We start from the raw sequence: 20570 nt of genomic DNA on the forward strand, positions 1-20570 counted from the left end.
CTCCTTCTTCTGCTTTTCCTAATCGTTAATATGTGCCCAGTCAAGGATCACCTTTCCTGACTGTCCTGAGATCATTGCCTCAAATCCTTTTTCATAATCGCGGATATCAAAATGGTGTGTGATGATCGGTGAAATATCAAGTCCTGCCTGAATCATCGTAGACATCTTATACCAGGTATCCCATACTTTTCTTCCATAAATTCCGCGGATATTCAGCCCATTGAAGATCACCGTCTCAAGATCTACGGTTGCATCCTGTCTCTGCAATCCGAGAAGTGCGATCTTTCCACCATGTTTCATGTTATGGATCATATCAGAAAGTCCCGGCTGGCTTCCGGACATCTCAAGTCCGATATCAAAGCCTTCTGTCATTCCGATCTCATGCATCACATCCGTCAGTTTTTCCTGTGTCAGATTAACGCATCTGGTCGCACCCATTTTTGCTGCCAGATCCAGACGGTACTGGTTCATATCCGTGATTACCACATGTCTTGCTCCTGCAAATTTTGCGATCGCCGCTGCCATGATCCCAATCGGCCCTGCACCTGTGATCAGCACATCTTCACCAAGCATGTCGTAAGATAATGCAGTATGGGTTGCATTTCCAAATGGATCAAAGATCGCATATAATTCTTCATCAATTGCCGGATTGCACGGCCATACATTTGAAGCGGGAATAACCAGATATTCTGCAAACGCACCGTTCCGGTTTACCCCAACACCTTTGGCATCTTTGCAGTTCTCTTTGTGCCCTTCCAGACAGTTTCTGCATTTTCCACAAGTGATATGTCCTTCACCGGATACCAGATCGCCCACCTTGAATCCCTGTACACCTGTACCGACTTCTACAACTTCCCCGACATATTCATGTCCTGCGGTCAATCCGATCGGAATGGTGTGCTGTGCCCATTCATTCCACTGGTAAATATGTACATCAGTACCACAGATTGCATTTTTATGGATCTTGATCTTTACGTCATTTGGTCCTACTTCAGGAATCGGTACTCTTTTCATCCAGAGTCCCTGTTCCGGTTTTTCCTTTACAAGCGCCCACATTTTATTATCATTCATCTTCATTACCTCCGCATGACACATATGTCCGTTCATTACGGACTTTTTATTATTTTTGTCTTTCTATACTTAGGATACCCTATTTTGCCTCTCTTTTCAATCTATATTTCCGTGATACACAAACATTTTACACATTCATGTTTTTGTATCAGATACAAACACATGTGTCTTTCTATTGCAAGCACATTTATTATATATACACAAAAACAGACAGATAAATCTGTCTGTTTTTCACAATGCCCTACTGTCGATTTTCACAATTTCGTTCTGTTTATAACAATCTTTTTTCCTTCTGATGTACCCTTTTTCTCACAAAATAGAAGCACACGACCTGAAGTACAATGGTAATGATCCATGACACCGGATAGGATACAAAAAGTACGGATAAAGATCTGTGGTTCGGAAAAATTCCAAATACCCACACAATTCTTGTTCCCACCGTTCCGATCACTGAAAGCACCATCGGGACTGCTGAATATCCCATTCCACGAAGCGCACCCGGAAACAAATCCATGATCCCACACAGGAAATAAGTGATCGATGTATACGCCAGGATTTCCATTCCGCAGTTGATAACCTTTGGATCTGAAGTATAAACTGTCAGAATCTGCGGTCCGAAGCTATAGGCAAGACCACCAAGCACTGCCGCGATCGATATAGACAGAATCACACAGTCACGCAGCACCTTATCCATTCGTTTCAGCTTACCCACACCATAATTCTGACTGGTAAAACTCATACATGCCTGGGTGATCGAATTCACTGACATATAAAGGAACCCAAGTATATTGTTCGCTGCTGTATAGCCTGCCATCGCAATCGATCCAAATGAATTAACCGAAGACTGCAACAGTGCATTGGACAAATTGATGACCGTACTCTGGATTCCCGCCGGAACTCCCACCTGGAAAATCTGTTCCATGTAGGCACCATTGATCTTCAGTTTGGAGAAACGAAGCTGATAACTTCCTTCCGACCGGTACAGACAGGTCAGTACGAGCACACAGGAAATCAGCTGTGAAATAATTGTTCCAATTGCAACCCCGGCAACTCCCATATGAAAAATAATAACCAGCGTCATGTTCAGCGCGGCATTTGCAATTCCGGAAATGATCAGGAAGATCAATGGTCTTTTTGTATCACCAATCGCCCTTAAAATGGCTGCTCCATAGTTATATAACATAAAAAATGGCATTCCCATAAAATAGATCCGCATATATAAGGCAGACTGCCCGATCACATCATCCGGCGTTCCCATAATTTCAAGCGCCCACTTTGCAAGAAGCACCCCGATAACTGCCATCGTAATTCCACTGATCAGCGCAAGTGTGATCGAAGTATGTACTGTTTCCGACATCTCCCGGTCTTTGCCCGCTGCATAAAATCTGGCTGCAAGAACATTGGCGCCAAGCGAAATTCCGATAAACAGGTTCGTAAACACATTGATCAGTGCTGTTGTGGAGCCGACTGCGGCAAGTGCCTGACTTCCGGAAAATCTTCCAACCACGATGATATCCACCGCATTAAACGCAAGCTGCAGAATTCCGGAAACCATAAGCGGCAGGGAAAAAGAAATCAGCTTGTCCATGATGGAGCCGTTGCACATATCAATTTCAAACCTATTTTTTTTCACATTATTCACCCAGCCCTTCATCAAATGTAAGTCTCATCTGATTCCAGACCACGTTTCCATGTACTGATTCTGAGACACCTTCATTTTTGAATCCAAACCTGGCATAATAAGATATCAGCCGGTCCTTGCAGGTAAGGACAAGTCCCTTTCTTCCCTGCTCTTTTGCATCTGTAATCGCTCTTTTGATCAATTCTCCTGCATATCCATGTTTCCGGTAAGACGGCAGCGTATTTACACCAAAAATCATCTGCCAGTCACCTTTTTCATCATGCATTTCCGCTTTTTCATACATTTCGTCTGTCAGATCTTCCTGATTCGTCACCATACCGTCCACGAAGGCGATCAACTTCTCTTCTTCAAACATCAGCCAGAAATGATCTTTATAAAAAGTAAGTCTCTTTTCAAATTCTTCTTCTGTTGCCGCTTCTGCTGCCGGGAAACACGCTGCCTCCACACGGGCAATTTCTTTCAGATCACTCAGATCTGCTGTTCTTATTCTCATCTTTACTCTCCCTCTTTTCCTAATATTTTCAGCATTTTTTCTACATTTTCGCTGGTCCATGCCGGAAATTCCAGTACCGCATCCGGGATATCCTGCCTTCCGGAATCCGGGTTGTGGAACCAGATACATTTCATACCGGCTGCTCTGGCAGCTCCTCCACCGTTAGTCGAATCCTCTACTACCAGACAGTCCTCCGGCTCCATTCCCAGTTTCTCTGCCGTTACAAGGAAAGTATCCGGTGCCGGTTTTGGATGCTCTACATAATCTCCACTCATGACCACTGTAAAATATTTCTCCATATCCAGAGACTTTAATGCATCTTTGATCGCATAAGCCGGAGAGGAAGACGCTACTGCAAGCAGATATCCTTCGTCTTTTAACTGCTTCAATGCTTCTTTGATTCCCGACATCTCCGGAAATCCTTCTGCCTCTGTAATCTGCGCTTTTTTCTCTTTCATGAGCGCATTCATCTTATCCACATCATCAAAAACCGGCCCATAATTCTCATTGATCAAATCCATGAAGAATCCACGAGTAGAACCGATACACGGAAGGTAGACCTCATAGTCAAGATCGATTCCGTTCTTCTCTTTTAAAATTTCCTTCCAGCAACGATAGTGTAATGGTTCTGTGTTGATCAGAACACCGTCCATATCAAAAATAACTGCTTTCATATCTTTTTAGCCTCGATTAAATGATTTAAATTTTCTTTTCATTCTTATTTTGAATGACGTTTTTAAAGATGTCAAGACAGAGAAGCTAAAAAGAATGTGCCTTGACACATTCTCGCGCCGAGCGCAGTCGCTTGCGACATTCTTCATCTTCGTGCGAGTGCGCATCTCCGGCACGCAGTGCCTTTTGTTTCATAGGAAGTTCCTTCGGAATTTCTTATGAAATAAAAAGAGAGCGACTGTACGATTCAAAAAACGCACAGGCACTCTCTTTGGTTTTTATGGATTTTTCTTAAGGTCTCTGTCCCATTCCACCTTCTAAGGTGATCGTCTCTCCGTTCATATATTTGAAATCCGGTGATGCAAGCTGTACGCATGCACGTCCGATTTCTTTTTCTACATCTCCGTAATGTCCAGCCGGCGGCATCTTTACATTTGCCTTAAATGCTTCCGGATAAGCTTTCTGAAAATTCTCAAGCTGTGCTGTCCATGCGAGCGGGCATACGATATTGACATTGATTCCGTCTGGTCCCCACTCTGTTGCAGCGACTCTGGAAAGTCCACGAATCCCTTCTTTTGCCGCTGCATATGCGCACTGCCCGTAATTTCCGAAAAGTCCGGCGCCTGAAGCAAAATTGATAACAGATCCCTTTGTCTCTTTCAGGTACGGATAGCATGCCTGCATATAATAGAATACCGCATATACGCCGGAATACATTGCCAGATTGAACTGGTCTGTTGTATGATCTGCGATCGTAACACCGGATGCGGATGCCTGTGCATTATTGATCAGGACATCAATTCTTCCGAATGTGTCGATTGCCTGCTTTACTACGTTCTGTACTGTTGCTTCATTATCAGCCCCCGCGCTGACATCAGCCTGTACAGGTAATACTTTGATACCATAGAGTCTCTCCAGTTCTTCTTTGGCATCTTCGAGTTTCTTTACATTACGTCCGGTAATTACCAGATTCGCTCCTTCTTTTGCGTAAGCTGTTGCGATTCCATATCCAATAGATCCACAGCTTCCATCACTTAATACGGCTCTTCCGCCGCCTGTGATAATTGCAGTCTTTCCTGTTAAAAATCCCATAATCAGTTTCTCCTTCCTGCTATCCTTCAACTAGCATACGATTATAATAGCAGAGTTCAGGTCGGAATTCAATACGGAATTGCGTCTATTTTCTGACAATATAGTTAATTTTTTAATTATCGCAAATACAGTTAGAATACAAAAACCTCATTAAATAAGGGTTGTTTATTATATAGATACCAGGGGCAAAAGGTCAGAAAGCCGATGCAAAACGCACGTAGCAATCTGGTATCAAAGGGGGCAAAATACCTTTTGACCCCAACATTTTATATATCTACAACATATACAATAGTGCATTGCAGATACATGCAGCAATATTGCTGCCACCTTTTCTGCCTCTTGCTACGATATATGGCGTGTCTTTCAGTGAAAGGATTAACTCTTTAGACTGGACGACATTTACGAATCCTACAGGAACTCCGATGACAAGTTCCGGGGTTAATTTGCCATCCTGGATCAGTTCATAGAGTCTTACAAGGGCTGTCGGGGCATTTCCGATGGCAAAGATGATTTTTTTATCAAGGGCGGCTGCTTTTTCCATGCTTGCCACGGCACGCGTGGTTCCGTTCTTTTTGGCAGTTTCTGCTACATCTTCATCGGACATGAAGCAAAGAACTTCGCCTCCGTATTCCGCAAGCTTCCGTTTGTTGATACCTGCTTTTCCCATCTGGGTATCGGTTACAATGACTGCACCATTCCGGATGGCATCCAGCGCTTTTTCTACTGCACCTTCTGAAAACATCAAGTTCTTGGCATAATCAAAATCTGCGCTTGTATGGATACAGCGTTTGACGATCGGTTCTGTTCCTGGGATCAGATGCGTATCTCCCAGTTCTTCTGTTATGATCTCAAAACTGCGTTTTTCTATTTCTGCAGGTTTTACATTTTCCAGTTCTATCTTCACTTGGTATCTCCTCCTTTGATCGTCACACCGATCCCGCATACTACCCGGTCTACCTGATCTGAATTTGCCGCAAGTACGGTACAGATCCTTCCGGTCAGTTCCCTGTATCTGCGCTCAAATGCGTCTATCGGAACCAGGCCATAGCCAATCTCCTGTGTCACAATTACAATATCCGGACACTTTTTTGTTAGTTTCGATGCGAAATCAATTGCTTCTTTTTCCGACCAGTTTTCTTTTTTTATCATGCTCTGGATATATTTTTCAAAATGAAAGACTCCTTCTGCCGCAAAAATATTATCTCCTTCACATAGTTCCCCATCCGTCCAATGAATGTATGGGTTCTGCTTTTTTGCATACGCAAGCTTCCCCTGGTATGCACCGCCGATTATCATTTTCATTTTTTTATGTCTTTCCTTTCAACCGGAATTCCGTACACAACTTCTGTCACCAGATCTGCCATCTCTCCCATCCGAAGATTTACGTTTCCGAGAAGCTTCAGATATTTTTCCATCTCCGGATTGTCTGTCATGCTGTCTGAAAACACTTCATTTGTAACAACTACCAGATCATCACTGACCTTCTGTAGCTTATGGATCCCTGCCAGAACGAACTCTTCTGCATTTTCACCTGCTCCTGACGGATCGTACATTTCATTTGCCACAAGATTGGACATACATTCCAGAAGAACACTTCCTGTCTCTTTTGTCTGCAGGACTTCCGCAGCTTTTTTAAGATCCGTATAGCATTCGATCGTTTCAAACCCTTTGCCTGCACGAAGTCTTCTGTGACGTGCAATTTTCTCTTCCGTTTCCTTCCCGAAAGGCATCATAGTTGCTATATAGTAGCGTTTTTTGTTTCTTTTTGAATAGCTGGCATACTCCATAAGCTTCTGCTCTGCATATTCGGATTTGCCACTTCCACTGCCACCTGTGATCAGATGAAACATTCTGCTGCATTTCCCTTCTCGATAATCTCATATATTTTCTTCATATCCATATTCTCACGAACTGCATTTGCAAGAATCTGATACTGCTTCTCTTTGTAAGCATGGTAGTCCATGGAGTGCATGGCTTCCTCGCCGTATCCTTTTTCTTTCAGAAGTGCCCCGATCAGTGCATCCGCTACTTCCCGGTCATCAAAAATCCCATGTACATAGCAACCGTACACATTCTTCTTCTGCGCTCCGTCCCACCGGCTCTCACCTGTCACCTGATCACAGATCTGTACCAGCATCTTATGATCTGCAGCATCTTTATCTGAAAAAATAGTTTCCCCCATATGGATCTCATATCCATCCAGCTTTGCACCGGACATTGCTTTTAAGATTCCGGTAACTTCTCCGAACTTTCCGGTAACACGGGTTCTTCTCTTGGTATTTTCAAATACAGTAACGGCAGGAAGCAGCCCCATCGCTTTTATGGTTCCACCACGTTCTACCCTTTCCGGATCACAGATCTCTTCTCCCAGCATCTGGTAACCGCCACAGATACCAAATACCGGTTTCCCTGATGAGGCATGGCGCAGCACTTTTCCTTCCAGTCCGCTCTGACGAAGCCACAACAGGTCTTCCATCGTATTTTTACTTCCCGGCAAAATTACCAGATCCGGATTCCCGAAATCTCCTGCCTTTGACACATACCGGAGAGAAACTTCTTCCCTGCATTCCAGTACTGCAAAATCTGTGAAATTGGAAATACGCGGCAGGCGGATCACTGCAATATCCAGAAGTGCCGCCTTTTCTTTCCGGTCAAACCTTTCTGACAGACTATCCTCATCATCAATATCCGCATAAATATATGGCATCACGCCACATACCGGTATCTTTGTCCGCTCCTCCAGCATCCTGATACCTGGCTCCAGAATTTTTACATCCCCACGGAACTTATTGATCACCGTACCTTTGATTCTTGCCCGCTCTTTTTCTTCCAGCAGCATAACCGTCCCGACGATCTGCGCAAACACACCACCACGGTCAATGTCTCCTACAAGAAGAACCGGTGCATCCACCAGCTCAGCAAGTCCCATGTTGACAATATCATTCTGCTTAAGGTTTATTTCTGCCGGACTTCCCGCGCCTTCTATGACAATCACATCATACTTTTCTTCCAGTTTATGATAAGCTTCTAAAATAGCCGGAATATATTCTTTCTTTTTACGGAAGTATTCCATCGCCGGCATGACTCCCGCAACTTCTCCGTTTACAATTACCTGACTTCCTACATCGGAGGTCGGTTTCAAAAGAATCGGGTTCATATAAACTTCCGGCTGGATCATGGCAGCTTCTGCCTGCATGACCTGTGCGCGTCCCATTTCCAGACCATCTGCCGTGATAAAAGAATTGAGTGCCATGTTCTGTGACTTAAATGGTGCAACCCTGATTCCATCTTCCTTTAAAACACGACAGAGCCCTCCCGCAAGAAGGCTCTTTCCGACATTTGACATGGTTCCCTGAATCATAATCGACTTTGCCATATTAAAATTCTCCCTGACCTGCATAGAGGATTTCTCCCAGCGCATCGATCAGCTTCTGGTTGTCTCCTCTCTGCCGCATACAAACACGATAATATCCTTCTCCGAGACCTTTGTAATTGCTGCAATCCCGAATCAGGATCTTCTGTTTTTTCAGTTTCTCATATAAATTTATACCGCTTCGCATCAGAATGAAATTGGCATCTGACGGATAATGGGTAATTCCCAGCTTGTTCAGTTCATTTTCCATCCAGATTCTTTCACGGTTCGTAAAATCACAGGTCCGTTTCACACGCATCCCCTCTTTTAAAGATGCCATGCCTGCCACCTGTGCCGGTATCGATACACTCCATGGCTGTCTGGACTGTTCCATCTTCTCCAGAAATTCCATATCCGAAGTAACGGCATACCCGATACGGATTCCCGGAATCGCGTGCATCTTAGTCAGTGAACGGAGGATAAATAAAGTTCTCCATCTCTTGGTATCTGCAAGAATGGATGCCGTAGCTGCATTTTCCGCAAAATCAATAAAACATTCATCCAGCACCATCCGGATTCCGTAAGTCTCACATCTGGCAAGAATCTTCCAGAGCATGCTCCGGTCGATCAGCTTTCCGGTCGGATTATCCGGTGAACATAAAAATACCATATCGATATCTTCATTCAGAAGATCCAGAAAATCTTCTTCCAGCTGAAACCCAGTCGCTTCTCTTTTCTTATAATAACAGATCTCGCACCCGGTCGCACGCAGTGCCTGTTCGTATTCCGCAAATGCAGGAACCGGTATCAGCGCCTTCCTTGGGCAGTCCGCAAGCACTGCCGTAAAAATCAGATCCGCCGCCCCATTTCCACAGATAATATGCTCAGCCGGAACTTCCAGTCTTTTCGCCAGAGCACTTTTCAGTTTCCTGCAACTGGCATCCGGATAATTTCCAATCTGGTCCATTGACTTTCTTGCCGCTTCCACTACAGCTCTTCCAGGTCCGAACGGATTCAGATTCACGGAAAAATCTGTCATTCCTTTGTGTGTATAAATATCTCCACCATGTACATATTCCATAACCTTTTATTCCCCTTACATCAGTATCATACAATATTTCAGTAATCCAAAGACAAGAAGTGTCAGAAGTGCTGCTCCGTCCATCAGATTTCCGGCTCTTAAAATATCTTTCGGCTCGATAGGACGCACATCATCTCCAATTGTCTCTTTCGGATATAATTTTCCAAAATAATAGGCATCTCCGGCAAGCTGCACCTGAAGTGCACCTGCACATACCGCTTCTGTCTGTGCGGAATTCGGGCTGGCATGCTTTCGCCTGTCTCTTTTCCAGACTGCCCACGCCCTTTTATAATCCATCCTGAAGATCCATGCACTTGCGATCATCAGAAGTGCTGATATCCTGGACGGAATATAATTCCATACATCATCCATTTTAGCCGCAAACCGACCAAAATGTAAATACTTTTCATTCTTATATCCTACCATAGAATCCATTGTATTAACAGCCTTATAAAAAAATCCAAGTGGTGCCCCACCGATCAACATAAAAATGAGCGGTGCAATCACTCCGTCTGATGTATTTTCGGCTACCGTTTCTACCGCTGCCTTTGTCACTCCGGCCTCAGAAAGATTTCCGGTATCCCGCCCTACGATCATCGATACCGCATGTCTTGCCCCCTCCAGATTGTGGTTTACGAGCTGTACATAAACCTTCCGGCTTTCATCTTTCAGGCACTTTCCGGCAAGAAGCTGATAACACCAGAAGGTTTCCAGTGCAAATCGAAGCCAGAAGCTGACCTTTCCTGCAAGATACAAAAGTCCCCACGGAATTCCAATGGATACCATAACCACACCAAACCACAGAATCCCCCCTGCGATTCTCTCTTTTCTTTCTTCATTTTTGCAAAATTCGCGCAGCCATTTTTCCAGCATCGAAATCCACTTTCCAATGATCCGCACCGGATGATAAAGCCATACCGGATCCCCGAAAACCGCATCCAATGCCATTCCTGCTATACATGCCATCAAAGAACTCATATTTCCTCAATCTCCTCAAACTGTCTGTTTCCCTGCTGCCATTTTTCTTCTTCAATTTGAAAATGAAAACCTTTTCCGTTTTTCACCTGCCAGTGGTAAAATTCTTTCTTTTCCGGATCAAACGCTTCCATCACCGACATGATCGTCCCCCCATGAACCACAAAGGCAATCTTCTTCCTTTTTCCCTTTATCATCTTTTCCATCATCTCTTCAAATCCGCAGACACATCGTTTCCGGAACTCCATCGGATCTTCTCCTCCCGGAAATGCCTTTGTACCTCCAGAATCAATCCAGCTCTGATACTTTGGATTCCCAGTCAGCTCCTGATAATTCTTCCCCTCAAAAAGCCCAAAATCGCATTCCCTCATCTTATCACAGACAACCTGCTCCGCTCCCGGGAAAAGAATCTCTGCCGTCTGCCTGCACCTCCTGAGCGGACTGACAATCACAAGCTCCGGCTCCCACTTCGCACGTCCATTTTTCTTCCCGTATCGTCCGTTTTCTTCTTTTTTCAGAGCATACTCCGGAACGCACTCTGTTTTTATTTCTTCATCCGTCACCCCTATATACCGTTTTTCCAAATTCCCTTCCGTCGCAAAATGCCGAATCAGTCTGACTTCCATCTTCTATATGTCTCCTCTTCCTTTTTCTGCTTTTTCATTGGATTCCCTGCACAATCAATCCCCCGACTAATAATGCCAGCTCACAAATCTGCAGAAAGTATCCCGCCAGATCCCCGGTAACGCCTCCAAACTGTTTCCTGCTCATCCGGTAATAATATCCAAATACTGCTCCTGCAATTATAAGAAGTACCACCATACCAACCGGCGAGCAGATATACAAATATCCTGCCACCAGGATCAGGTATACGATCATTGTGAACCTTACTGCCTTTTTCTGTGCTCCATCCTGGAAAGTCTTCACAAGACCACTTCCTCTTGCTGCCGGAAATGTCATTACAGCAAGCCCACTGAGAGCTCTTGAAATTACATATCCTGCTGCTACTACAGGAAGCATCTCCGTCCGGATTTCACTCCATACGCCAAGGCTTCCGGTAAAATAACAGCAGATTCCGATGACCGCAAAAGCACCGTTATGCGAATCTTTCAGGATTTCCAGTTTCTTTTCTTTATCTCCCCAGGATCCAAGTGCGTCCATCGTATCCATAAATCCATCCAGATGGATTCCTCCACTTACAAAAACTGGTATCAATGTCATGACCGCAGCAAACATCAATCTTCCACTGTGTACTTTTGAAAAAATATTTCCATCAAGAAACATTCCTGCCAGATAAATGATTGCTCCGGTCACAACACCGATCAGCGGAAAAAAACACATCGTATATTTCATATTTTCCTTGTTCCACTCAATGCGCGGCATCGGTATTTTGGAATACATAGAAAACGCAATGATCATCGGTTCTAAAAACTTCATCTTTCTTCCTTCCCATCCAGTACTTCATACTGCTCTACGTGAATATCATCAAAAGTTCCCATTTTGCGGTACACCTGAAGTCCCATCTCAAGAAGCGGCATCGCTGCCACTGCTCCTGTTCCTTCCCCCAGACACATACCACATGTGAGAAATGGTTTTTTTTCTAAAGCATCTAAAATCTTTCTTGACGCAGGTTCATCAGACAAATGGGATGGTAAAATATATCCTGCACATTCCGGAACCATCCGTACCGCCACAAGTGCAGCCACTGCAGAAATAAAGCCATCTATCAGCACCGGAATCCGGTAGATCGCCCCACCAAGATATACACCTGCAAGTCCTGCTATGTCAAGTCCTCCAACCTTGGAAAGTACATCGATCGCATCTGTCTTATCCGGCTGCATCCGCTCAACCGCTTCCCGGATGACCTGTACCTTCTTTCGCAGACCTTTTTTCGTCAGACCTGCCCCCTTTCCTGTCATGACCTTCGGATCCTCTCCGAGCAATACAGAGGCAACCGCACTGCTGGTCGTTGTATTTCCAATCCCCATTTCACCTGTCGCAAGAATTTCGTATCCCGCTTCGGCACACTTCTTTACCATCTGAATTCCAACTTCTATCGCCTCAACTGCCTCTTCTCTTGTCATCGCCGCTTCTTTTGCAAAATTGTGTGTGCCATACATCACTTTGTATTTTTTCTTTGTCACAGACGGCACATCTGTTGCCATCCCTACATCCACCGGGAAAAGATCTACCTTTGCCTCTTCTGCCATGATGCAGACGCTTGTCTCTCCTCTTGTAAAATTATCCGCCACGATTGCCGTTACTTCCTGACCGGTCTGTGTCACGCCTTCTTCTACCACACCGTTGTCCGCGCACATAATGATCAGCCCGCGCTTTCGCAGTTCAAAATCTGAAGTCCCCTTAATCCCGGCAATCTGGATCACCGCATCCTCCAGACTTCCCAGGCTAAACAGTGGCTTCCCTACCGTCATCCAGTGAGCCCGCGCCTCTTCCATTGCATTTTCATCAAGTGGTTTTATTTTCTCTTTCCATCTGGTCTCTTCCATCTGTAAGTCTAATCTCCTGTCTTTTCGATTTGTCTTTGTCAGCTTTTTACTTGCTTCTGTAGGTTCTACACGCTTCTACAAAGCGTTTGGCCACTTTGGGGTTGGAATAAAAGTATAAATGCGGAAATCCCGCAAACAAATTCCCCTTCATATGAACAGCCTGCCATTTTCTCACACCATCCGGCTTTACGGCAAGTGTATCCTCTCCGTTTTCCGTAGAATCCCAATAATGGAACTCATGCGCCCGGATCTTCTCTCCCTTTTTCATATACACTCCGTTCATTTCCGCAGTCAGCTCAATGTATCCGAATCTGGTAAGTCGCCCTTTTTTGATCCCTTTTCCCGGAAGTGCCCCCACCATCGGATAGTGCTTTCCATCTTCCCCTTCCAGCTCTTCTGTCAAATATAAAAATCCTCCACATTCCGCAATACATGGAATTCCATTTTCAATCTGCTTTCTTACATCTTTTCGCATAGCTCTGTTTTCTGCCAGATGTTTCGCACAAAGTTCCGGATATCCACCACCAAATAAAAGTCCGTCTAAATGTTCCGGAAGCCTTGTATCCTCCAAAGGACTAAACGGAATGATCTCACATCCAAGCTCTTTTAAAAGCTCCATATTATCCTTATAATAGAAACAAAAGGCCAAGTCACGCGCTACGCCGATACGCACTTTTCGTCCGGCCTCTTTCTGTCTTGCCTTCACCGGATGATACTCCATTTCTTTTGCTTCCCAGGCAATTTTCAGCACCGATTCCATATCAAGTGTCTCTGTCAGAATCTCTGCTGCCCGGTCAATCTGTTTTTTCAGGTTCCCTATTTCCTCCGGAAGCATCAGTCCCAGATGCCGACTCTCCAGATGAAAAGCATCCTCCTCCGGCACATAACCAACCACCTGAACCTGGAATCCCATTGTCTGCAATCCCTCTTCGATCATCTTCTTCATCTTCGGATACAGCATCGGGGAAATCCGGTTCAGAATGATTCCCCGGATATTACTGTCATTCCGGTATTCAATCATTCCCTTCAATACTGCCAGGATTGTCGATGCCATACCTCTTGCCGGAACAACCAGGATTACCGGAAGTCCCAGGGTTCTCGCAACGTCATAAGTACTTGCCTGATCCGAATCCAGACTGATCCCGTCATAGTACCCCATCACACCTTCTGTCACCACAAGCTCCGCGCCTTCCGCATGATGCATAAACCGCTCTTTCAAGCGCTCCCGGTCACAAAAATACAGATCCAGGTTCTCGGAATCAATTCCCAGCACCTCCCGGTGAAACATAGGATCAATATAATCCGGTCCGCATTTGCAGGCGCGTACCTTCTTTCCGGCATTTTTAAATGCTTTCATCATTGCCATTGTCACCGCTGTCTTTCCACTCCCACTGGCAGATGCCGCGATTACAATTCCGGGAATTTTCATTCTGTATCTCCTCCGTCTGAAATAATATAAATCGGATTTAACCCGGTCATCATGTGATATCTTCCAAGTTTCTTTGACTTTGCCACATTCAGTTGTATGATTTCCGGATCTGCAAGCAGTCCTTCCTCCATCGCCTCCATCGCTTCCTTCACGGTTTCCAGCGAAATTGCATTAATCACGATACGGACGTCCGGATTTTTTTTCTTTATGCACTGAATAATTTCTTTTAACTGTCCTGTACTGCCTCCGATAAAAGCATGGGTCGGCATTTCCAGTGCTTCCAGTGCTTCCGGTGCAACTCCTTCTATCACCTGAATCTGGTCTGTCCGGAATTTCTGCATATTCTTCCTGATCAGCTCTGCACCCTCCGGATTCTTCTCTATTGCATAAACGCGGAGATTCTCTCCCTGAAGAGCAGCCTCTATAGACACCGAACCGGTTCCGGCCCCCACATCATATATTACTGCATTCTTTGTAAGCTTCAATTTTGCAATGCTGACTGTCCGCACTTCCTCCTTCGTCATCGGAACACTTCCACGGATCAGCTCCTCATCTGCAAGATGAATTCCTGTTCTCTTTTCCGGCTTTGGATTCTCGATCAGAATAGTGGTAAGATCACCAAAATCTTCTGCCTGAAGCTCGTTTCCTTTTTTGATCACAATCTCTTCATCCGGATAAGACAAATGATTTCCAACCGAAACGGTTACTTGTTCCAGATGGTAATATTTCAGTTTTTCGCAGATCTCTTTTCCCGCACTTTTTCCAAGGATCAGAAATGTCTTTTCATGGTTTGCAACTGCATAGATAAAATTCTGACTTCTTCCATGCATGCTGATGATCTTCGCATCCTCCCAGCTCTTTCCGACCCTTGCCGCAAGATAGATTACCGAGGAAATTCCCGGAAAAATCTGCACTTCATATCCGTCTTTTTTCAGAATATCCGCCAGCTTTTTTGCCCCGCTGTAAAATCCGGTATCCCCGGAAAACAGCACCGTACATCTGGTCTTTTTCTCCTGCTCATCCAGGATCGCTCTGATCTTTTCCGGCAGATACTCTGCATAGCAGCATTTCTTTTTTTCCCGGAATCCTTCCAGCATCCGCATGGCTCCGATCAGCACATCACTTTCCGCAATGATCTTTCTGACCTCTTCCGTAAGCGTTCCTTTACTTCCCATCCCGATTCCGACAAGATTTACCCGGCATTTTCGGTTTTCCACAGTTATTCCTCCAATCGATAGCCTCTCGGTGTCACCATTTTCCCATCCACATTTCTCGTCTGGCTGTTGCCGATATAAACGGTTGTAAACATATCGACCTCCGTATCCTTCAGCTCAGAAAGTGTCAGAATATGTGCATCTTCGCCTTCACGTCCGATGTTCCGCACATAACCGCAGACTGTATCCGGGCTCTGGTACTCCAGAATATACTCGCATGCCTTTTTCAGGTAATCTGCCCGTTTCCGGCTGGACGGATTATACAGACAGATTACAAAATCCGCCATCGCAGCTCCGCGGATCCTCTTTTCAATCTTCTCCCACGGTGTCAGAAGATCACTCAGACTGATCACTGCAAAATCATGCATCAGAGGTGCACCAAGAACTGCCGCTCCGCCATTTGCCGCCGTGATTCCCGGCACGACCTCCAGCTCCACCTCCGGGTAGCCCTGTCCCATCTCATAGAGCAGACCTGCCATTCCGTAAATTCCGGCATCCCCACTGCATACCATAGCTACCGTTCTTCCTTTCATTGCCTCATCCATTGCCATCTCACAGCGGACCACTTCCTGCCGCATTGGTGTGGAAAGGTACTTTTTATCCGGAAATCTTTCCCGTATCAGTCCTGTATATACGGTATATCCGATAATAACCTCACTTTTTTCCAGTGCCGTGGACGCCTGGTATGTCATTTCTTTCTCAGCACCCGGTCCAAGACCGATTACATAGACTTTTCCAATTTTACACATTTCCTGCACCTTCTTTTCCTTTGCCCTGTCTGAACTCTGTTGTAAACTCCGGATGATACAAAAGTGACCGTTCATACTCTCCGCCAAGCACCTCACCAACCACGATCAGTGCTGTCTTTGTAATTCCATTCTCCTTTGCTGTCACCGCAAGATCCTTCACCTTACATCTGCACACCTTTTCATCCTCCCATGTTGCCTTGTAGACAATCGCAGCCGGAGTCTCCGGCTGATAACCGCCTTCGATCAGACGCTTTGACAATTCTTCCAGCATCCCGGTACTCAAAAAGATGACCATCGTTGCCTGGTGCGCAGCGAAACTTTCAATGGATTCTTTTTCCGGAACCGGTGTTCTTCCTGCCATCCGTGTGATCACCACAGACTGTGAAATCCCAGGAAGAGTATATTCTGCATTCAGTGCAGATGCCGCTCCGCAAAAGGAGCTGACTCCCGGGCACACTTTATAAGAAATATTCTCCTTTTCCAGCAAATCCATCTGCTCTTTGATCGCACCATACAGACACGGATCACCCGTATGCAGCCGGACAACTTTTTTTCCCTGCTTCTCTCCGGAAATCATCACTTCCGTCACTTCTTCCAGCGTCATCTTCGCACTGTTGTAGATCTGACAGTCCTTCTGACATACGGTAAGAAGCTCCGGATTTACCAGTGAACCGGCATACACCACTATATCTGCTTCCTCCAAAAGCTTCTGCCCCCGTACTGTGATCAAATCCACAGCACCGCTTCCTGCTCCAACAAAATGAATCATTTTTCTTTCTCCTTTGCTATTACAATTGAAAAATATCCCGCATCTTCCGGTATTTCTTCTGTGCGTTTGTAAATTTTTTCTCCATCCATTCCGCAGTTCATGACCATTTTCGCCTGCTGTCCTTCCTCTTTCAGAACAGCTTTGACCTGCGCCATCTTTTTCCCGGTCTTCATAAGAACCTTCGTCCCCGGAAGCTTCAACTTTTCTTCAATTCCATAGGACACCGGAAAAACATGCAGCTCCTGCCGGTTCTCCACAAGCGAGATCTCCAGCCTTGCTGCCGCAGCACAAAAAGACGGAATCCCGGAAAAGATCTCCCCCTGATATCCCATCTTTTTCAGTCTTTTATAAATATAAATTCCTGTCGAATACACGGTCGGATCTCCAATCGTCAGAAAAACCAGATTCTTTCCTTTCTCCAGAAGCTCTGACGCCTTTCTTGCACCCGCATCGTGTATCTCTTTCAATAGCTTTTTTTCCTTGATCATTGGCATGGGAAGATACAGCCGCAGCTTCTTTTTCGTCTCCGGCTCTGCCTCACACGCAATCCGATATGCCAGACATTCTTTTGCAAATGTCTCTTCTTCCCCCTCTTCCAGTTCCGGTTTCTTTAACTCCGGACTGCCAATTGGAAGTACCAATACCTGACACGCCTTAATCGCACGAATTGTCTTTATCGTCATCAGTTCCGGATCTCCCGGACCTACACCCGCAAGGTCAAATCTTCCTGCCATTTTTTGTCATACCTTTCTACCTATCCGATCTTTTCCCTCAGTTTGTCCACAAGAGATGTCTTCCCAAGAACCCCGAGTTCATCCGAAAACATCAGCGCCCCGACCTTCATCTTCTCGCCGGCACGCTTCGCCAAATGATACTCGATCTTCTCCATCACGGTCCGCATCGTCTCTTCCAAAAGTCCTCTTTCTTCCAGAATGTCCAATGCTTCCTTCGTCGTAAAACACTTCATCAGAGCACAGACTGTCTCACGGTCTGCCCCTGCCATTGCCGCATGGACGGCAAGCACTTCCATTCTTGCATCTGCCTGTCTGGAATGGGTATTCATTACACCTGCCGCGATCTTGACCAGCTTTCCGATATGTCCTACAAGCAGCAGTCCGTCCATCTTCAGCCGCACGCCGTCATCAATCGCATCCCCGATATAATTGCTGCATTTCACCGCAAGCTCCTGGTCATACCCAAGTGTCTGCCTTAAAAAATCATTTCCATAATTTCCCGGTGTCAGATAACAATACCGGTGACCTTCATCACGAAGCATCTTCATTTCCAGGAAAATAGTCTGCGTCAGTGCCTGTTCACTCATCGGTTCTACGATTCCTGATGTTCCGAGTACCGAAATCCCACCTTCGATCCCAAGTCTTGGATTAAACGTTTTCTTCGCGATCTCCACGCCCTGCGGAACATAGATCAGAACGTCCGCGCCACCATCCCAGTCATATTTCTCAATCTGGCTTTGCACCGCTTCCCGGATCATCTGCCGCGGAACCTTATTGATCGCCGCTTCCCCTGCTTCCTGCTCCAGCACCTTCCGGGTGAACCGCCCCACTCCGATCCCACCATCTAAGGTCATTCCTTTTTCCCTTTTTTTCGTGACCTTGGCGTAAACGAAGATCCCGTTCGTCACATCCGGGTCATCTCCGCTGTCCTTCTGAATGGCACAGCTGACAGATTCATTTTCTCTTTGGATCTTTTCTACTTCCAGATACAGTTCGATCCCTTTCGGCGTCATAAGAGATACCTGGCGGATTTCCTCCCCGGAAAAGAGCATTGCCGCTGCCGCCTTTGCTGCTGCCGCAGCACAGCTTCCTGTTGTATATCCACACCGCAGTTCTTTTTGATTTTTCCACACGACCTGCATCTTGTCCATTTCCATTTCATCTCCTTAGTATTCGATGCCTTTCCTTGCCCGGATTCCTTTTTCAAAAGGATGCCGTACCATCTTTACTTCCGAAATATAATCTGCCAGCTCCAGAACCTCATCTGACGGATCCCGTCCGGTCAGAACCACTTCCAGATTGTCCGGTCTGTCTTTTAAGAACTGCACCGCCTCTTTATTCGGGATCAGTCCATACCGGTATGCCGCCATAAATTCATCAATCACAAGCATATCATAATCCCCTGTACTGATTTTTCTCTGGATCGTATTCCACAGCCTGCCATACATCTCTCGGACTTCTTCCTGTTCCTTTTCGGAAAGTGTCTTAAAAAATCCATAGCTTTTTTCCAGATGAAGTACCTCGATCTCCGGGATCCGATCCAGGATCTTCAATTCTCCCGAAAATTCATTTTTTAAAAAACGGGCAAACAGAACCCGCATACCACTTCCAGCTGCGCGAACTGCAAGCCCCGTTGCCGCCGTCGTCTTTCCTTTTCCATCTCCACAGTAAATGTGCAAAAGTCTATTTTTCATATGATTCCAGCTTTCCCATTTCTTCTGCAAATACAAGCAGTTCTTTCATCTTCCGGTTGGTTGTCCCAATCACAATTCCTGCATTTATCACCTTTTTACACTGCCTGATCATCTGCTTTGCCCGTTCAAATGCACGGTCGCTTACCGGTTCAAATGGCTCTTCTTCGATTACGCTGACCGCCAGATGTTCTGCCAGATGATAGTCAATATCATTAGTATACAGGATTCCTGCCGAAAATGGAATCTTTGCTTTCTGAAGGTTCCGGTAAACAGGGATTCCACTGCCTCCGGAAGAGATCACAAATACTTCTGCCTCTCCCTCCGCCTTTGCAAGCTCCACACTTCCGAACACAGGATCAAAATGCCCGTTGTCGATCTCATAAAGTTTCTGGATAAAATCTTCTTTAAAAATCGCCTCCGGCTCTCCATAACCGAAAATTGTATCTCCTTTAACGCACAGGATCTTATCCGAGATCTTCTGCGCCAGATCGATCTCATGAAGTGACATAATGACCGTGATCTGCTTTTCTTTCGCCATATTTTTCAAAATAGTAAGCAACTCCAGCTTATAACGGATATCCAGAAAAGAAGTGGGTTCATCCAGGATCAGTAGCTCCGGTTCCTGGCAGATCGCTCTTGCCAGAAGGATCCGCTGTCTCTGCCCGTCACTGATCGCCTCAAAACTTTTTTCTGCGTATTCTGTTGCATGGACAATTTCCAGTGCTTCCTGTGTCTTTTTCTCATCTTCTCGCGTTAATATCCCGAGCCGTCCTGTATAAGGATACCGCCCTGCTGCTACGACCTCATAGCAGGTCATCAGCTCCGGCTTTGCCCGCTGTGTCAGTACCACTGCCATCTGCGTTGCAAGCTCTTTGTAAGATAAGTCTTTCAGATTCTTTTCACCGATCGTCACCTTACCTCCAATGAGCGTAAGCTGCTTGGTAATACTTTTTAAAATCGTAGATTTCCCGGAACCGTTTGGTCCGATCAGTGTCAATATCTCACCTTTTTTAATCTCTGTACAGATATCATGGATCAGTACATTTCCATGATATCCGACAGAAAGATCTTTCATCTGAAAATAGCTCTCACTCAT

At 45.5% G+C, this 20570-nt stretch carries 22 protein-coding genes; all 22 read right to left on the minus strand.

Translation table 11 applies throughout. The features are described from left to right. Positions 1 to 18 precede the first annotated feature (18 nt). A complete protein-coding gene (gene tdh, locus PGW42_RS02460) occupies positions 19 to 1071 on the minus strand; it encodes an L-threonine 3-dehydrogenase (RefSeq protein WP_117555819.1) in 1053 nt (350 codons plus the stop codon). A gap of 271 nt (positions 1072 to 1342) precedes the next feature. Further along, on the minus strand, positions 1343 to 2725 hold the full coding sequence (locus PGW42_RS02465) for an MATE family efflux transporter (protein ID WP_270202857.1): 1383 nt from the start codon (positions 2723 to 2725) through the stop codon (positions 1343 to 1345). Continuing rightward, positions 2706 to 3206 carry a GNAT family N-acetyltransferase gene (locus PGW42_RS02470; RefSeq protein ID WP_008371757.1) on the minus strand — a complete coding sequence of 167 codons (501 nt, stop codon included), beginning with the start codon at positions 3204 to 3206 and terminating at the stop codon, positions 2706 to 2708. The genes PGW42_RS02465 and PGW42_RS02470 overlap by 20 nt, the downstream gene beginning before the upstream one ends. A gap of 2 nt (positions 3207 to 3208) precedes the next feature. Then, positions 3209 to 3880, minus strand: coding sequence for an HAD family hydrolase (locus PGW42_RS02475; protein ID WP_270202808.1), 672 nt, complete (start codon positions 3878 to 3880; stop codon positions 3209 to 3211). Positions 3881 to 4169: 289 nt separating this feature from the next. Continuing rightward, positions 4170 to 4970 (minus strand): SDR family NAD(P)-dependent oxidoreductase, encoded by an 801-nt coding sequence (locus PGW42_RS02480; RefSeq protein WP_044998928.1) that lies wholly within the window; start codon positions 4968 to 4970, stop codon positions 4170 to 4172. 274 nt (positions 4971 to 5244) lie between these two features. Beyond that, a complete protein-coding gene (locus PGW42_RS02485; RefSeq protein WP_117555814.1) occupies positions 5245 to 5874 on the minus strand; it encodes a precorrin-8X methylmutase in 630 nt (209 codons plus the stop codon). Continuing rightward, positions 5871 to 6272, minus strand: a complete 402-nt coding sequence (locus PGW42_RS02490) for a bifunctional adenosylcobinamide kinase/adenosylcobinamide-phosphate guanylyltransferase (RefSeq protein WP_117822896.1) — start codon at positions 6270 to 6272, stop codon at positions 5871 to 5873. The genes PGW42_RS02485 and PGW42_RS02490 overlap by 4 nt, the downstream gene beginning before the upstream one ends. Then, positions 6269 to 6820, minus strand: coding sequence for a bifunctional adenosylcobinamide kinase/adenosylcobinamide-phosphate guanylyltransferase (locus PGW42_RS02495; protein ID WP_270202809.1), 552 nt, complete (start codon positions 6818 to 6820; stop codon positions 6269 to 6271). The genes PGW42_RS02490 and PGW42_RS02495 overlap by 4 nt, the downstream gene beginning before the upstream one ends. Continuing rightward, positions 6808 to 8346 carry a cobyric acid synthase gene (locus PGW42_RS02500; protein ID WP_270202810.1) on the minus strand — a complete coding sequence of 513 codons (1539 nt, stop codon included), beginning with the start codon at positions 8344 to 8346 and terminating at the stop codon, positions 6808 to 6810. Before PGW42_RS02500 ends, PGW42_RS02495 begins: the two co-directional genes overlap by 13 nt. A 1-nt stretch (position 8347) precedes the next feature. Continuing rightward, positions 8348 to 9403 carry a pyridoxal phosphate-dependent aminotransferase gene (locus PGW42_RS02505; protein ID WP_117555808.1) on the minus strand — a complete coding sequence of 352 codons (1056 nt, stop codon included), beginning with the start codon at positions 9401 to 9403 and terminating at the stop codon, positions 8348 to 8350. A gap of 15 nt (positions 9404 to 9418) precedes the next feature. Continuing rightward, the gene (cbiB, locus tag PGW42_RS02510; RefSeq protein ID WP_117834375.1) at positions 9419 to 10381 is read right to left on the minus strand and encodes an adenosylcobinamide-phosphate synthase CbiB; all 963 of its coding nucleotides are present in this window, start codon (positions 10379 to 10381) and stop codon (positions 9419 to 9421) included. Continuing rightward, positions 10378 to 11004, minus strand: a complete 627-nt coding sequence (locus tag PGW42_RS02515; RefSeq protein WP_270202811.1) for a histidine phosphatase family protein — start codon at positions 11002 to 11004, stop codon at positions 10378 to 10380. The genes cbiB and PGW42_RS02515 overlap by 4 nt, the downstream gene beginning before the upstream one ends. A 34-nt stretch (positions 11005 to 11038) precedes the next feature. Continuing rightward, positions 11039 to 11815 carry an adenosylcobinamide-GDP ribazoletransferase gene (locus tag PGW42_RS02520; protein ID WP_117822888.1) on the minus strand — a complete coding sequence of 259 codons (777 nt, stop codon included), beginning with the start codon at positions 11813 to 11815 and terminating at the stop codon, positions 11039 to 11041. Further along, the gene (gene cobT, locus PGW42_RS02525) at positions 11812 to 12885 is read right to left on the minus strand and encodes a nicotinate-nucleotide--dimethylbenzimidazole phosphoribosyltransferase (protein WP_195501945.1); all 1074 of its coding nucleotides are present in this window, start codon (positions 12883 to 12885) and stop codon (positions 11812 to 11814) included. Before cobT ends, PGW42_RS02520 begins: the two co-directional genes overlap by 4 nt. Before the next feature lie 46 nt (positions 12886 to 12931). Then, on the minus strand, positions 12932 to 14314 hold the full coding sequence (locus PGW42_RS02530; RefSeq protein ID WP_270202812.1) for a cobyrinate a,c-diamide synthase: 1383 nt from the start codon (positions 14312 to 14314) through the stop codon (positions 12932 to 12934). After that, positions 14311 to 15531 (minus strand): precorrin-6y C5,15-methyltransferase (decarboxylating) subunit CbiE, encoded by a 1221-nt coding sequence (cbiE, locus tag PGW42_RS02535; protein WP_270202813.1) that lies wholly within the window; start codon positions 15529 to 15531, stop codon positions 14311 to 14313. Before cbiE ends, PGW42_RS02530 begins: the two co-directional genes overlap by 4 nt. 2 nt (positions 15532 to 15533) lie before the next feature. Continuing rightward, positions 15534 to 16268, minus strand: a complete 735-nt coding sequence (cobJ, locus tag PGW42_RS02540; RefSeq protein WP_117555972.1) for a precorrin-3B C(17)-methyltransferase — start codon at positions 16266 to 16268, stop codon at positions 15534 to 15536. 1 nt (position 16269) lies between these two features. Beyond that, on the minus strand, positions 16270 to 17046 hold the full coding sequence (gene cobM, locus PGW42_RS02545) for a precorrin-4 C(11)-methyltransferase (RefSeq protein WP_117555796.1): 777 nt from the start codon (positions 17044 to 17046) through the stop codon (positions 16270 to 16272). Further along, positions 17043 to 17780 carry a precorrin-2 C(20)-methyltransferase gene (locus tag PGW42_RS02550; protein ID WP_118217529.1) on the minus strand — a complete coding sequence of 246 codons (738 nt, stop codon included), beginning with the start codon at positions 17778 to 17780 and terminating at the stop codon, positions 17043 to 17045. The genes cobM and PGW42_RS02550 overlap by 4 nt, the downstream gene beginning before the upstream one ends. Before the next feature lie 20 nt (positions 17781 to 17800). Further along, a complete protein-coding gene (gene cbiD, locus PGW42_RS02555; RefSeq protein ID WP_118217530.1) occupies positions 17801 to 18937 on the minus strand; it encodes a cobalt-precorrin-5B (C(1))-methyltransferase CbiD in 1137 nt (378 codons plus the stop codon). A 9-nt stretch (positions 18938 to 18946) separates the two neighbouring features. Then, positions 18947 to 19474, minus strand: a complete 528-nt coding sequence (locus tag PGW42_RS02560) for a cob(I)yrinic acid a,c-diamide adenosyltransferase (RefSeq protein ID WP_270202814.1) — start codon at positions 19472 to 19474, stop codon at positions 18947 to 18949. After that, entirely contained in the window at positions 19464 to 20570 is a 1107-nt protein-coding gene (locus PGW42_RS02565; protein WP_270202815.1) for an ABC transporter ATP-binding protein, read from the minus strand. Before PGW42_RS02565 ends, PGW42_RS02560 begins: the two co-directional genes overlap by 11 nt.

It is taken from the genome of Coprococcus sp. TM115-187, assembly GCF_027679115.1.
Classification (GTDB): domain Bacteria; phylum Bacillota; class Clostridia; order Lachnospirales; family Lachnospiraceae; genus Allocoprococcus; species Allocoprococcus comes.